We start from the raw sequence: 12733 nt of genomic DNA, 5'->3' as shown, positions 1-12733 counted from the left end.
GTCGTCGCAGGCGCGCTTAGTTCAGATGCCGCGCGCAGCAAGGCGCGTGGGGCTGAGTGGTATCTGCCAGCAGACAGGTGCTATGCGTCATTCGACGAGATGGCACAGGCCGAGGCGTCGCGCCCGGATGGCGTAGATGCCGTCATGATCACGACCCCGAACCACGTTCATTTCGAAGCGGCCAAAGCCTTTCTGGAGGCGGGCATTGACGTGCTGTGCGATAAGCCACTGACGAACGAAGTCGCCGAGGCCGAAGGGCTGGAAAAGGCTGTCGCGCACACGGGCCAGGTCTTTGCCGTCGGATATGCGATGTCGTGCTTTCCAGTGATCCGGCAAGCCAAGCAAATCGTGGCCGACGGAGCTATCGGAAAAATCAACCAAATACATGTTGAGTTTTTGCAAGACTGGATGACGCCCGATGATGCGGCTGATGCGCCCCACGTCAAATGGCGGCTGGACCCAAAGATTTCTGGTCCGACCAGCTGTGTCGGTGATATCGGCACCCATGCCGCGCATCTCGCCAGTTTTGTCTCGGGTCTGCCAATGACCCACCTGCGCGCCGAGTTTCATGTTTGCGGCGCGCCAAAGCCTTTGGAAGACACGGTATTCATGTTCACCCGCTATCAAAACGAGGTTCCGGGCACTCTGATGGCAACGCGCCTTGCCCCCGGAAACCGGGGCGGGTTGCGGTTGCGGGTCTTCGGCAGCGAAGGGGGCTTGGAGTGGGATCTGGAGAATTCGGAGCAGCTGAAGTTCAATCGGTTTGGTGAGCCGGATCGTATCATCAGCCGAGGTCACGGGCACGGCATCGGCCGCGGTGCGGAACGTCTGATCCGTACCGCGCGTGGCTTCCCCGAAGGGATTATCGAAGCCTGGGCCAACCTCTATACGGAATTTGCCATGGCCGTGGCCGCGCGTTGGGATGGCGTTACCGTTCCGGCCGATTGGCTTGCTTACCCCAGTGTCGAACAAGGCGCAGACGGTGTCCGATTCATTGATGCCTCTGTGCGCTCTCACCAGTCCGGAGGGGACTGGGTCACTCTCTAAGGCTTTGCCAACACAAATGTAAAACACGCCTGGGCTATTGCTCGGGCGTTTCTATTTTCTGTTCAGTATTAAAAGTTGATAATTTATATAATATCAGATATTTTTAATAACGCGTGATGAAATTGAGATTCGCAGACACGTGGAGCTGTCGTTCATGGTGAAACCCGAAGAGGCTGGCACAAGCCCCTCTCTCTATTCCTTGGCGCATCTGACGCTGATTGGCTGTACGCCGCCCGAGCTGGTCTATATCGCCGCGCGGGCCGGTTACGATGCCGTCAGCCCCCGATTCATTCCGATGCATGTGCCCGGTGAATTCACTCAATCTCCAATCGACAAGGCACAGGTGCATGCCACCAAAACTGCTCTCTCTACCACCGGCTTGAAAGTCCTTGATGTCGAACTTGCGCGCATCACGGAAGATGTCGATCCGCGCAGTTTTGAGCCTTCATTGGAGATCGGCGGAGAACTCGGCGCCAAACGCATGATCATGAGCGCGTGGACAAACACCCGCGATGATCGCGACTATCTGATCGACGTCTATTCTGAAACCTGTGAACTGGCAGCGCCCTACGGTTTAACGGTGGACCTGGAGTTCCCGAGCTTCTCTCGCTTGCGCACTCTGGATGAGGCATTGGATATTGTCCGTGCCTCCGATCAGCCGAATGGCGGAATTCTGGTCGATACGCTTTATCTGCATCTCAGCCGCGTTGATCTGGGAGAGTTGCTACACGTCCCCTCGGGCCTGTTTCACTTCCTGCATATCTCTGATTGCCTGCCCGGCATCGCCGATACGCGCGAGGGCATGATCCAGCTGGCGCGCGATGCAAGGTTGTACCCCGGCGAAGGCTGGATCGATTTCACCGGCATTATCGAACGGATGCCGCCCGTCGACTATTCCATCGAACTGCCCAACCAAAGCCGCGTTGCCGAGTTGGGATATGAAGAACACGCGCGTCGCTGTCTCAGCCACGCCAAACGAACATTCGGCAAGGCGCGATCTCAGCGTCGTGTGCCCGATGCAGCAATTCCAAAACACCAAGAGGATCATCATGGGCAAAGAGCTCACTGAAAACGACCGCAACATGGCGGCCGATATGCTGGCGCGCGCCCGCGCTGCCATGGCCGAGATCGAGGATTGGGATCAGGACAAGCTGGACCGCCTGTCTCAGGCCATTGCATGGTACGCAGGGAACGAGAAAACCTTCACCCGTCTGGCCCAGCAAGGCGTGGACGAGAGCGGTATCGGAGATCGCGAAGGACGCCCAGCAAAGCGCTTCAAAATTCACATGGTGCTGCGTGATGTCCTGCGCACTCCATCGACCGGGATCGTCGAGGTGGATGAGGAAAAAGGTCTGGTGAAGTATGCCAAACCTGCCGGTGTGATCGCCTCCCTTATCCCGATGACCAATCCAGCAATGACACCACCGGTGACCGGTGTTTCCGCCGCAAACGCCCGGAATGCCGTCATCTTCAGCCCGCATCCGCGAACCGCTCATACGACCTTTGAAATGGTCGAGGTCATGCGCGCAGCGTGTCGTGCTGCCGGTGCCCCCGAGGACTTGTTTCAATCCATTCGCAAACCGTCGATCCCATTGACGCAACATCTGATGGAGATCTGCGACCTGACTTTGGCGACGGGCGGCAAACCCATGGTCAAAGCAGCCTACAGTTCAGGGCGTCCAGCCTATGGTGTCGGCGCGGGCAATTCATCCATTGTCATCGATGAGACAGCCGACTTGGATATCGCCGCGCAGAACACTCGCATTTCAAAGACCTCCGACTTTGGGTCGGGCTGCTCGGCCGACGGCAACATCATCATCCAGCGCTCAGTTTACGACGATATGGTCAAGGCGCTTGAAGCCGAAGGCGGGTACCTGTGCTCGGATGAAGAGAAGGCTATGCTCGAAGCTGCTATGTGGGATGAAAAGGGCAACCGCACCTTCCCAACCATCGCTTGTCCGCCTCAACAAACGGCCAAGGTCGCCGGATTCTCGATCCCAGAAGATCGCAAATTCCTGATGGTTGAAAATCAGGGGCAAATCGGACCGCAGCATAAGTTCTCCAAGGAAAAACTGACCACGCTGATGGCGCTTTATCACTTCGACACGTTCGATGACGCGCTGGAAACGGTCAACCAGATTTACAACACTGGGGGCAAGGGCCATTCCTGCGGCATCTACAGCCACAATGACGATCATATCGACCGGCTGGCGCGTCTGGCTCCGGTTAGCCGCATGATGGTGCGACAGCCTCAGTCCAAGGCCAATGCAGGCGCCTGGACCAATGGCATGCCTATGACCAGCAGCCTGGGTTGCGGCATCTGGGGCGGCAACATCACCAACGAAAACGTCACCATGAAACACATGATGAACTACACCTGGGTCAGCCGTCCGATCCCCGAGGATCGCCCCTCGGAGCCGGACCTGTTCGGTGAATTCTACGGACAGGAGGTCGCGTGATGGACGGAGCGAAACTAGACGGCAAGACGGTCGCCGAGCATATCGTTGATTTCCTGGAGCGTCGTGAGGTCAAACATGTGTTCGGCCTGTGTGGGCACACGAACATCGCGGTTCTGGCTGCGCTGGCCGAAAGTCCAATTGATTTCGTCACAGTACGACACGAACAAATCGCCAGCCACGCGGCGGACGCATATGCCCGCGTGACGGGCAAGGCCTCGGTGGTCTTGTCTCACCTCTCCCCAGGTTTGACAAACTGCGCCACCGGGGTCGCCAACGCGGCGCTGGACTGTATCCCCATGGTTGTGATCGCAGGTGACATTCCCACGCATTACTACGGCAAGCATCCGCATCAGGAGGTGAACCTCCATGCAGACGCCGCCCAGTGGGAGATCTATCGACCCTTCGTAAAACGCGCCTGGCGGGTAGACCGTGCAGACTTGATGGCCGAAATTCTGGAAAAGGCGTTCCATCTGGCTGAAAGCGGCCAGCCCGGGCCGGTACTGGTCAATGTCCCCATGGACATCTTTTCAGAGGTGATCCCCTCGGACAGCTTCGACCGTATCCGTGACAACACGCGCGCGCTCAAGAAACCGTCGATTGACGACGAGACAGCGCGAGAGATTGTCGAAGCGTTGGCTAAAGCCGAAAACCCAGTCGCTTATGTCGGAGGTGGTATTCTTCTGGCACAGGCCAGCGAGGAGCTGCGAGAATTTGTTGAACAAATGGGCCTGCCAGTCGCGCATTCACTGATGGGCAAGGGCGCGTTGCGGGACGACCATCCGCTTGTGCTGGGAATGACTGGCTTTTGGGGCACAGAACTGGTCAACCAATCCTGCCTAAACGCGGACTATGTCTTTGCCGTAGGCACAAGGTTCAAAGAGGCCGATTGCTCCAGCTGGTATCCCGGTTACACGTTCAACATTCCCGGTTCGAAGGTCATTCACATCGACATTGAGCCGCAAGAGATCGGTCGGAACTACCCCACCGAGATCGGCGTCGTTGCGGACGCCAAGGCCGCGCTTTGTGTACTCAATCGGGTGGCCCGCGAGATGTATCCGGACGGCTTCAAGCACCCCACGCTGGAGCAGGAGATCGCTGACTTCCGGACGGAATTCAAAGCGCACAATGTGGAAATGGCGACCTCAGCAGCCTTTCCGATGATGCCCGAGCGTATTCTGGCGGATACCCGCAAGGCACTGCCTGAGGATGCCATCATCACCACGGACGTTGGGTGGAACAAGAACGGTGTCGGACAGCAATTCGATGTCCTGACACCCGGCTCAATACTGACCCCGGGCGGGTTCGCGACGATGGGATTTGGCCCGCCGGGCGCGATCGGCGCGAAGCTGGCAGCACCTGAACGTGTGGTGATCAGCCTGGTTGGCGATGGCGGTTTCGGTCAGAACCCGTCAATGCTGGCAACGGCTGTCGAACTTGATCTGGGCATCATCTGGCTGGTTATGAACAACAACGCCTTCGGCACTATCGCGGGTCTTCAAAAGGCGCACTACGGTCTGACTTATGGAACAACGTTCCCTGGATCAGCGGCAGCTCCTGCAAACGGACCGGGTTACGCAGACATTGCACGAGCTTACGGTGCAGAAGGGCACAGGCTCAGTACTGCTGATGAATTGTTGCCCGCATTAGAAGCAGCGATCGCCAGCGGCAAACCAACCGTTCTTGACGTCCCAATGATCAACAACCCGACACCAACAACCGGGCATTGGAACATTCTCGACATCTATTCGCCAGACAGGGATGTTTCGCACGTTGCAACCTAAAGCAATTTAGAGCGTGCGATCCGCCTGTGCATACGGCTTTTGCCCGTATCTGTTAAACAGAAGGGCAATTGCCGCTTTGCGATGGTTTCAGCCTGACGGAAAACCCTTGAGTCGCAAATGGCAAAACCCGTGCGCCCATCAAAAATCGAATGACTCAAAATCAATGACTTAGCTGTCGATGAATGGCAATACTATGTGTCGCCCGACAAATGGCTGGAAAGATGCCAAAAAGATAAGGGCAGCGTAGCCGCAGAAATAGTATTTAGGATTCAATCTGAACTGAATCTGAAAAAATCTTGTAAAGAAAACATAGTGGTAAGGTTGGTCGCCCGCCATTGGGCGAGCGGCCAGCCTATTTGTCAGATCAAGCTTACCGGCGGCGGTCGCGGCGCGAGCTCATGGGTTGGAAGGCCACGCCCACATGCGCCTCGCAATAGGGCTTACCGGCTTCAACGGGCAGGCCGCAGAACCAGAAATCCTCGGTTGCGGGGTCGCCGACGGGCCACTTGCAGGTCTTCTCGGTCAACTCCATGAGCGTCAGCTTCTTGGCTTTCTTTTCGATCTCGTTGACCTTGGCCAGAGCCTCGGGGCTGATTTCATTGGCCGAGGGCTGTGGCGGCAGCGGTTGGCCTGCCGGGATGATCTGGCGGCGGGCGGGGACTGCGGGTTTCGCCTCGGCCGCCGGGGTTGGGGCCGGGCGGGCGGGTTCGGTTTTGGGTGCAGGTTTCGGCTTGGCTTCGGCCTTAGGGGCGGGTGCCGGTTTTTCTTTGGGTTCGGCTTTGGCCGGGGCGGCACCGGTTGCGCGGTTCGACAGGCCCAGACGGTGCACTTTGCCGATCACGGCGTTGCGGGTCACACCGCCCAGTTCCTTGGCGATCTGGCTAGCCGACTGGCCCTCGCCCCACATTTTCTTCAGAAGTTCTACGCGCTCGTCAGTCCAGGACATCGGTTGCCTTTCAAAAGCGGAAAGCGGCCCCGGATTCGGGCCGCCTTGGGAATTCGTCTCAGCGACCTATTTTAATCACTGCGGGCCGAGTTACAAGCGGTCTTCGAATCAGCTATGGGGCAGACATGCAGAATCTTATGGATCAGGACGCGCGCCGGTTTGGGGCGGTCAACTGGATGGGCCTCTACACGCTGGCCAAACGTGAAACCCTGCGGTTTCTGGCGGTCTGGACACAGACCCTGCTGGCACCGCTGGTAACGGCAGGTTTGTTCCTGCTGATCTTCACAATCGCCATTGGACCGGGGCGACCCGACGTGATGGGCGTGCCGTTTATCCTGTTTCTGGCGCCGGGGATCATGATGATGACAGTGATCCAGAATGCCTTTGCCAACACCTCATCCTCAATCATCATCGCCAAGGTTCAGGGGAATATCGTCGATACTCTGATGCCGCCGTTGTCGCCGTTGGAGATTCTGCTTGGTTACTTGGCCGGAGGCATCGCCCGAGGCGTCCTGATCGCCTTTGTCGTTTCGGCGGCGTTTCTGGTGTTCCTGTCTATTGCACCGCAAAACCCGTTGATTTCCCTGATCTTCGTGATCCTGGGCGGTGCTTTCATGGGCGCTCTGGGTCTTTTTGCCGGTATCTTCGCCAACAAGTTCGACCAGATGGCGGCGATCACAAACTTCATCGTCACTCCGCTGGCCTTCCTGTCGGGTACCTTCTATTCGGTCGAGGCGCTGCCTCCTGTTCTCAACAGCCTGAGCCATCTGAACCCGGTATTCTACCTGATTGACGGCTTGCGCTATGGGATGATCGGCGTGTCCGATAGCTCTCCGTGGTTGGGTATGTTCGTCTGCACTGGCGCAACACTTGCGGTCGGTGGGATCACATGGCAGATGCTGCGCACCGGTTACCGGCTCAAGGCCTGACGCTGCCGCGTTTCGCGCCACACCAGGATCAGCCCGCCGATCAGAATGATGGCCGAGCCGATCTGGCTGATCGCATCCGGAATCACGCCGAAAACCGCGAAATCGTAAAGGGCGGCAAAGATCAGCGTGGCATAGCTGATCGGAGCCACAAAGGACGCATCCGCGCGCGCCATACCGTTGACAAAACAGGCCTGCGCGCAGGCCATCAGCACGCCAATCCCAACCAGTGCTGCCCATTGTTGTGGCGTGGGCATCTGGAAGACAAAGCTTACTGCGACCGAGGCAATCGTTAGCCCTATCGCGTTGTTGATCAGCAGAATCTGGATCGGGATTTCCCGGTTAGAGAGTTTCTTGATGAAGATCAGCTCCATTCCGATCACCACCGCTGCCGTCAGGGCCAGCAGGGCCGCGGGCTGGAAACTGGCAGGCGTTGGTCGCAGCAGGATCAACGCTCCGGTCAGGGCGACTGCGGCGGCCAGCCAGCGCCATGGGCCAACGCCCTCTTTCAGCAACGGAATCGCCAGTACCATCGCGAAAACCGGGTTCAGAAAGGAAATCGCCGTGGCGTCAGAAATGGGGATAAACGCGACCGAGGCAAACATCAGCGTGATCCCGACCCAACCGAAACTGGTCCGCCCGATATGCAGCCCCCAATGTGGGCGGCGCAGCTTCGGGCGCAGGATACCCACCGCGCTGACGATCACCAGAAAGGCAAACAGAAACCGTCCGTGGCTGATCTGCATCGGATGCAGCGCCGGACCCAGCGTATCCGTCCCCAGCGCTTTGGCCAGCAGTGTGGTGCCAGCGATGAATGCGCTGGCAATCACGATCAGCAAGGCCGCAAGGGCAGGGTTGTGGCGTACGAGCGTCATGCCTCTAGCGGTGGGCCAGCATCAGGGAATTAGCAAGCAAGAAACATGCGTCTCAGTATGAAATTTCGGGTGCCGCGATTTTCAGGGTTTTCAGACCGCCACCGTATCGCTATACGCGCCGACATGATCAAACACGTACATATCCTGCGACTCCGACGCCGACGCATTGCCGCGTAACCGGCCCGTTTGATCAATTGCGCGCTGTAAATCCGCGCAAACCCCACCAAATCTGTTGACGAACCCTGCCTTCGTGTATCACTCACGGGGCTTAACTTATCGAAAAGGATGATCCGATGATCCCGTCCGTTCTGCCGACCTACAATCGTGCGCCCCTGACCTTCGTGAAGGGCGAGGGCGCTTGGCTGACCGAGGCGGATGGCCGACGTTTTCTGGACCTCGGCGCCGGGATCGCGGTGAATGCGCTGGGGCACGCGCATCCCGCTTTGGTCAACGCATTAACCGAGCAGGCACATGCGCTGTGGCATGTCTCGAACCTCTATCGGATCCCGCAACAGCAGGCGCTGGCCGACAAGCTTGTCGAGCATACCTTTGCGGACACGGTGTTCTTTACCAACTCGGGCACCGAGGCCTGCGAACTGGCCGTGAAAATGGCCCGCAAGTATTTCTATGACAAAGACCAGCCCGAAAAGGTTGAGATTATCACCTTCAGCGGCTCGTTTCACGGCCGGTCCTCTGCCGGTATCGCCGCTGCGGGGTCCGAGAAGATGACCAAGGGTTTCGGCCCGCTGCTGCCGGGTTTCGTGCATGTCACGTTCGGGGACCTCGACGGCATCACCAATGCCATCACCGACAAGACCGCTGCCATTCTGATAGAACCGGTTCAGGGCGAAGGTGGTATCCGCCCTGTCCCCGACGCTGAGCTCAAGGTCCTGCGTCAAATCTGCGACGAAAACGGGCTGCTACTGATCCTGGACGAGGTGCAATGCGGCGTCGGCCGGACCGGCAAGCTGTTCGCGCATGAATGGGCGGGGATTACCCCAGACATCATGATGGTCGCCAAAGGCATCGGCGGCGGCTTTCCGCTTGGCGCGGTACTGGCCACCGAAGACGCGGCCAGTGGCATGACGGCGGGCACCCATGGCTCGACCTATGGCGGCAACCCCCTGGGCTGCGCCGTCGGTTGTGCGGTGATTGATCAGGTCGCCACACCGGCCTTTCTGGAAGGTGTGAACCGCAAGGCTGGACTGCTGCGCCAAAAGCTGGAAGGCCTGGTCGCTGACCACCCTGAGGTGTTCGAAGAGGTACGGGGCACTGGCCTGATGCTGGGTATCAAGTGTAAGGCAACCAATACGGACGTAGTGAACGCGGGCTATGACAATGAGGTCATCACCGTTCCCGCCGCCGACAATGTGATCCGCCTGCTGCCGCCGCTGACCCTGACCGAGGATGACATTGCCCAGGCCATGATCCGCCTCGACAAGGCTGCTGCTCAGGTCGAAGGTGAGCTTGCGACCGCCTGATTTCCATCTGTTCCCAATTACCTTGGGTGAGGGGGGCTGACCCCACCACCCGACAGCCAAAAGCGAAACGAAATGAACCATTTTCTCGATATCCACAAAACCGACGCAGGCGACCTGCGGGCGATGATCGATCAGGCCTCTGAGATGAAGCAGGCCCGACTGGGTCAGCCCAAAGCCGCCCCGGATGATGATCTGCCGCTCAAGGACCGCATGGTTGCGCTGATCTTCGAAAAGCCCTCCACCCGGACTCGCGTGTCCTTTGACGTGGGCGTGCGCCAGATGGGTGGGCAAACCATGGTACTGTCGGGGAAGGATATGCAACTGGGCCACGGCGAAACCATCGCCGACACCGCCCGTGTGTTGTCGCGCTATGTCGACATGATCATGATCCGGACCTTTGACGAAACCATTCTGACCGAAATGGCGGAATACTCGGATGTTCCGGTGATCAACGGCCTGACGGACCGTACCCACCCCTGCCAGATCATGGCCGATGTGTTGACCTTCGAGGAACACCGCGGTCCGATCGCTGGCAAAAAGGTTGTCTGGACTGGTGACGGCAACAACGTCTGCGCCTCGTTCCTGCACGCGGCGGGCCAGTTCGGGTTTGACCTGACCTTCACCGGCCCGGCCCAGTTCGACCCCGAGGAAGAGTTCATGGGTTTTGCCCGCAAGAAGGGCTCGAAAATCGTGGTCGAGCGTGATCCGTTCAAAGCCGTTGAAGACGCAGACCTGGTGGTCGCTGACACTTGGGTGTCGATGCACGATTCACAGTCGGCCAAGGAACGTCGCCACAACCTGCTACGCCCGTATCAGGTAAACACCGAGTTGATGTCGCACGCCAAACCGGACGCGCTTTTCATGCACTGTTTGCCCGCGCACCGAGAGGAAGAGGCTACATCCGAGGTGATGGACGGGCCGAACTCGGTGATCTTTGACGAGGCCGAAAACCGCCTGCACGCGCAAAAGGCGGTAATGCGCTGGTGTCTGGGCGTTTAACGCCTGCGCACATCCCAGACACGCAGTTTGGCGAGCGTCCGGGCGCTTGCCAACAAGACCAGCGCGCAAAGGGCGGTTTTGGTCATGATCTCCATCGTGCCTTCGATCAGCATTGCGTGCACGACGCTGCCCGTTATGGTTACAGCGGCCAGCCCGGTATGACCCAGCCTCCAGACCCGGAACCGCAGTTTCAGACGTTGTCTGTAAAGTCCCAGACAAACGGCCGCAAAGGCCGCCCACATCGCGATGACGCCCCAAGCAGAAAACGGGGTGGGCGAGACAAACAGCAAAGCGTCCACAACATCCGGCGGGCTGGTGACCCACAAGCCACCTACGTGAATGAGGATGGCGGCAACCAGAGAGATGCCAACCTTTCGGTGCCATTGGCGGCTGGCCAATGGGGAAAGACCAGGCAGGTATCGACCGGCCAGAAGAGGTTGTACCAACAGCAACCCCATTCCGACTGCGCCGGCAAACCCCGCGATGATGTAGACCGGGTCACGCCACGCCAGAAGCGGGCTGTTTGCCGCCGCGATCAGCGGAACCGCCAGGATCAGGGCCAGAACAGTCCAGGTCAACAGGGCGCGGGTCACAAAAGGTCAGGCGGGTTGCAGGACGAAATGTGCGGCAAGGGTCTTGTCCTTTGAACTCGCCATGATCGGCCGCAGGAACACGGTCTCGAATTCGCCGCTGTCATAGGCCAGATGGCCATGTGGTTGGCCAAAGGCCGGCACAATTTGCGGCATCTCCAGCCGAAATACTCCGTTCGCATCTGTCAGCGTTGCGCCGTGGCTCTGCGGGTCGCGTTCGTGCCCTTCGGTCGTGTGCGCCCAGATCTGGATGCGCTGGCCGGGCAAGGGGGCTCCATCACCTGCGCGGCGCACCGTGCCGGTCATCCAGAACCCGCCGCCACCGATCCGATCAACGATGGGCGCGCCGGGACGGTAGTTGTTGGATCCACCGCGCATTGACCGCGTGGGGGCCGGCCCCGCCGCACGCGCGGGCAGCAGCAGGCCCGTCGTGCCGGTCGCCAGAATAGTACCGCCGAAGGCGATCACGGAACGACGGGTAAAGCGTGTATTCGTCATGTCGGAACCTCCTGCTAGGTGTCGTCCAAACGGGCTAGGACGAGCCACAGCGCAAAGATAGCACGGTTTACACCTTTTCCGAGGCAGCCTTCACGTCCCCGTGATCGATGCGCGCGAATTTCTTTGACCCTGCTTAAAAAACGGTGCCATCTTTGCGATACCGATCCGAAAGGCTGCCCAATGGACAAGATGCAAGCAGTGTCACCCGATGAAATCGCCGCCTTCAAGCACGACGGGGCGGTTGTTCTGCGTTCGAAATTTTCGGATCATTGGCTGACGTTGCTGCGCGACGGGATCGATGCGGACCTTGCCGATCCAACCGACAACTTCACCCGCCATACCAAAGACCCGCGCGCCCCGGCCTATTTCGAGGATTACTGGGCCTGGAATAAAATTCCTCAATTCACCGACTTTGTGCGTCATTCCCCCTGCGCTGCGCTGGCAGCTGAACTGTTGGGCGCATCCTCGATCAACCTTGTGATGGACAACTGGTTCCTGCGGGAGGCCGGGTCAACCTCGCGCCCGCCGTTCCATCAGGACCTGTCCTATTTCGATTTCGAAGGCACGATGTGCGTCCTCTGGCTGCCGCTGGAGCCGGTGAGCAAGGAGAACGGGATAGCATTCGTCAGGGGCTCGCACCTATGGGACAAACTGTTCATGCGGGTCCGGTTTGCTGACGGGCATCCAAGCTATGAGCCGACCGAGGTCGCGGGCCTTACTTATCATCCACCACCCGATGTCAACGCCGATCCAAAAGCTTATGACCTGCTGCAATGGGATATGCAGTTGGGCGATTGCATCTTCTTTGACATGCGCACGTTGCACGGTGGATTGTCCTCGGTCACGCCAACTGAAACGGTTCGGCGCTTTACCCTGCGGATGACGGCGCCGGACGGGATCATCCGGTATCGCGGCGATTGGGCAAAAGATGAGCGCGCTCAGTTCGAGGCGGCAGGCTACCGAGAAGGCGATCGTATCGACGGGCCGTTCTTCCCCCGGCTATGGCCTTAGGCATTACATAAAGTACCGATTGCTGAGGGAAATGCACCCAAGCTGTGCAAATTTGCGAGTTTTCTGGCAATAATTTGACCTATATTACCAATTTATGAACCTTAAGCCTCTGATCGCAGG

Annotated in this window: 12 protein-coding genes and 1 pseudogene; 9 read left to right on the top strand and 4 right to left on the bottom strand. The window is 58.6% G+C overall.

Annotated features, from left to right (window positions below):
• Positions 1-15: 15 nt before the first annotated feature.
• From ACR1XY_RS13190 to ACR1XY_RS13170, 5 genes and pseudogenes are all read left to right on the top strand, one after another.
• A pseudogene (locus tag ACR1XY_RS13190) lies at positions 16-294 on the top strand (Gfo/Idh/MocA family protein); the annotation flags it as partial.
• A 15-nt stretch (positions 295-309) separates the two neighbouring features.
• Positions 310-1047: a Gfo/Idh/MocA family protein gene (locus ACR1XY_RS13185; protein ID WP_480593956.1), complete on the top strand. Its 738-nt coding sequence runs from the start codon at positions 310-312 to the stop codon at positions 1045-1047.
• A 154-nt stretch (positions 1048-1201) separates the two neighbouring features.
• The gene (locus tag ACR1XY_RS13180; protein WP_480593867.1) at positions 1202-2116 is read left to right on the top strand and encodes a sugar phosphate isomerase/epimerase family protein; all 915 of its coding nucleotides are present in this window, start codon (positions 1202-1204) and stop codon (positions 2114-2116) included.
• On the top strand, positions 2097-3506 hold the full coding sequence (locus ACR1XY_RS13175) for an aldehyde dehydrogenase family protein (protein WP_480593866.1): 1410 nt from the start codon (positions 2097-2099) through the stop codon (positions 3504-3506). The genes ACR1XY_RS13180 and ACR1XY_RS13175 overlap by 20 nt, the downstream gene beginning before the upstream one ends.
• Positions 3506-5287: a thiamine pyrophosphate-binding protein gene (locus tag ACR1XY_RS13170; protein ID WP_480593865.1), complete on the top strand. Its 1782-nt coding sequence runs from the start codon at positions 3506-3508 to the stop codon at positions 5285-5287. Before ACR1XY_RS13175 ends, ACR1XY_RS13170 begins: the two co-directional genes overlap by 1 nt.
• A 370-nt stretch (positions 5288-5657) precedes the next feature.
• Here the strand turns inward: ACR1XY_RS13170 and ACR1XY_RS13165 are convergent, their stop codons facing one another.
• Positions 5658-6233 (bottom strand): GcrA family cell cycle regulator, encoded by a 576-nt coding sequence (locus ACR1XY_RS13165; protein WP_480593864.1) that lies wholly within the window; start codon positions 6231-6233, stop codon positions 5658-5660.
• Positions 6234-6358: 125 nt separating this feature from the next.
• On the opposite strand from ACR1XY_RS13165, the gene ACR1XY_RS13160 reads away from it, so the two are divergent.
• Positions 6359-7162, top strand: coding sequence for an ABC transporter permease (locus tag ACR1XY_RS13160; RefSeq protein ID WP_480593863.1), 804 nt, complete (start codon positions 6359-6361; stop codon positions 7160-7162).
• On the opposite strand, the gene ACR1XY_RS13155 is transcribed toward ACR1XY_RS13160, so the two are convergent.
• Entirely contained in the window at positions 7144-8034 is an 891-nt protein-coding gene (locus ACR1XY_RS13155; protein WP_480593862.1) for a DMT family transporter, read from the bottom strand. The genes ACR1XY_RS13160 and ACR1XY_RS13155 overlap by 19 nt on opposite strands.
• A gap of 293 nt (positions 8035-8327) precedes the next feature.
• Between ACR1XY_RS13155 and ACR1XY_RS13150 the strand changes: the two genes are divergently transcribed.
• Complete coding sequence (locus ACR1XY_RS13150; RefSeq protein ID WP_480593861.1) at positions 8328-9515, top strand: acetylornithine transaminase; 1188 nt, start codon at positions 8328-8330, stop codon at positions 9513-9515.
• A 72-nt stretch (positions 9516-9587) separates the two neighbouring features.
• A complete protein-coding gene (gene argF / locus ACR1XY_RS13145; protein ID WP_480593860.1) occupies positions 9588-10514 on the top strand; it encodes an ornithine carbamoyltransferase in 927 nt (308 codons plus the stop codon).
• On the opposite strand, the gene ACR1XY_RS13140 is transcribed toward argF, so the two are convergent.
• The gene (locus ACR1XY_RS13140; RefSeq protein WP_480593859.1) at positions 10511-11107 is read right to left on the bottom strand and encodes a ferric reductase-like transmembrane domain-containing protein; all 597 of its coding nucleotides are present in this window, start codon (positions 11105-11107) and stop codon (positions 10511-10513) included. The genes argF and ACR1XY_RS13140 overlap by 4 nt on opposite strands.
• Positions 11108-11113: 6 nt before the next feature.
• Positions 11114-11602 (bottom strand): twin-arginine translocation pathway signal, encoded by a 489-nt coding sequence (locus ACR1XY_RS13135; RefSeq protein WP_480593858.1) that lies wholly within the window; start codon positions 11600-11602, stop codon positions 11114-11116.
• 180 nt (positions 11603-11782) lie between these two features.
• Here ACR1XY_RS13135 and ACR1XY_RS13130 point away from each other — a divergent pair, with 180 nt between their 5' ends.
• Positions 11783-12613, top strand: a complete 831-nt coding sequence (locus ACR1XY_RS13130; RefSeq protein WP_480593857.1) for a phytanoyl-CoA dioxygenase family protein — start codon at positions 11783-11785, stop codon at positions 12611-12613.
• Positions 12614-12733: the final 120 nt, after the last annotated feature.

It is taken from the genome of Ruegeria sp. AD11(2025), from assembly GCF_056542405.1.
This window is presented reverse-complemented; position numbering and strand designations above follow the sequence as displayed.

Excerpts from the sequence above, each read along its gene's own strand:
- ACR1XY_RS13185 (WP_480593956.1), top strand. The coding sequence starts at position 310 with ATGTCGTGCTTTCCAGTGATCCGGCAAGCCAAGCAAATCGTGGCCGAC.
- ACR1XY_RS13180 (WP_480593867.1), top strand. The coding sequence starts at position 1,202 with ATGGTGAAACCCGAAGAGGCTGGCACAAGCCCCTCTCTCTATTCCTTG.
- ACR1XY_RS13175 (WP_480593866.1), top strand. The coding sequence starts at position 2,097 with ATGGGCAAAGAGCTCACTGAAAACGACCGCAACATGGCGGCCGATATG.
- ACR1XY_RS13170 (WP_480593865.1), top strand. The coding sequence starts at position 3,506 with ATGGACGGAGCGAAACTAGACGGCAAGACGGTCGCCGAGCATATCGTT.
- ACR1XY_RS13165 (WP_480593864.1), bottom strand. The coding sequence starts at position 6,233 with ATGTCCTGGACTGACGAGCGCGTAGAACTTCTGAAGAAAATGTGGGGC.
- ACR1XY_RS13160 (WP_480593863.1), top strand. The coding sequence starts at position 6,359 with ATGCAGAATCTTATGGATCAGGACGCGCGCCGGTTTGGGGCGGTCAAC.
- ACR1XY_RS13155 (WP_480593862.1), bottom strand. The coding sequence starts at position 8,034 with ATGACGCTCGTACGCCACAACCCTGCCCTTGCGGCCTTGCTGATCGTG.
- ACR1XY_RS13150 (WP_480593861.1), top strand. The coding sequence starts at position 8,328 with ATGATCCCGTCCGTTCTGCCGACCTACAATCGTGCGCCCCTGACCTTC.
- argF (WP_480593860.1), top strand. The coding sequence starts at position 9,588 with ATGAACCATTTTCTCGATATCCACAAAACCGACGCAGGCGACCTGCGG.
- ACR1XY_RS13135 (WP_480593858.1), bottom strand. The coding sequence starts at position 11,602 with ATGACGAATACACGCTTTACCCGTCGTTCCGTGATCGCCTTCGGCGGT.
- ACR1XY_RS13130 (WP_480593857.1), top strand. The coding sequence starts at position 11,783 with ATGGACAAGATGCAAGCAGTGTCACCCGATGAAATCGCCGCCTTCAAG.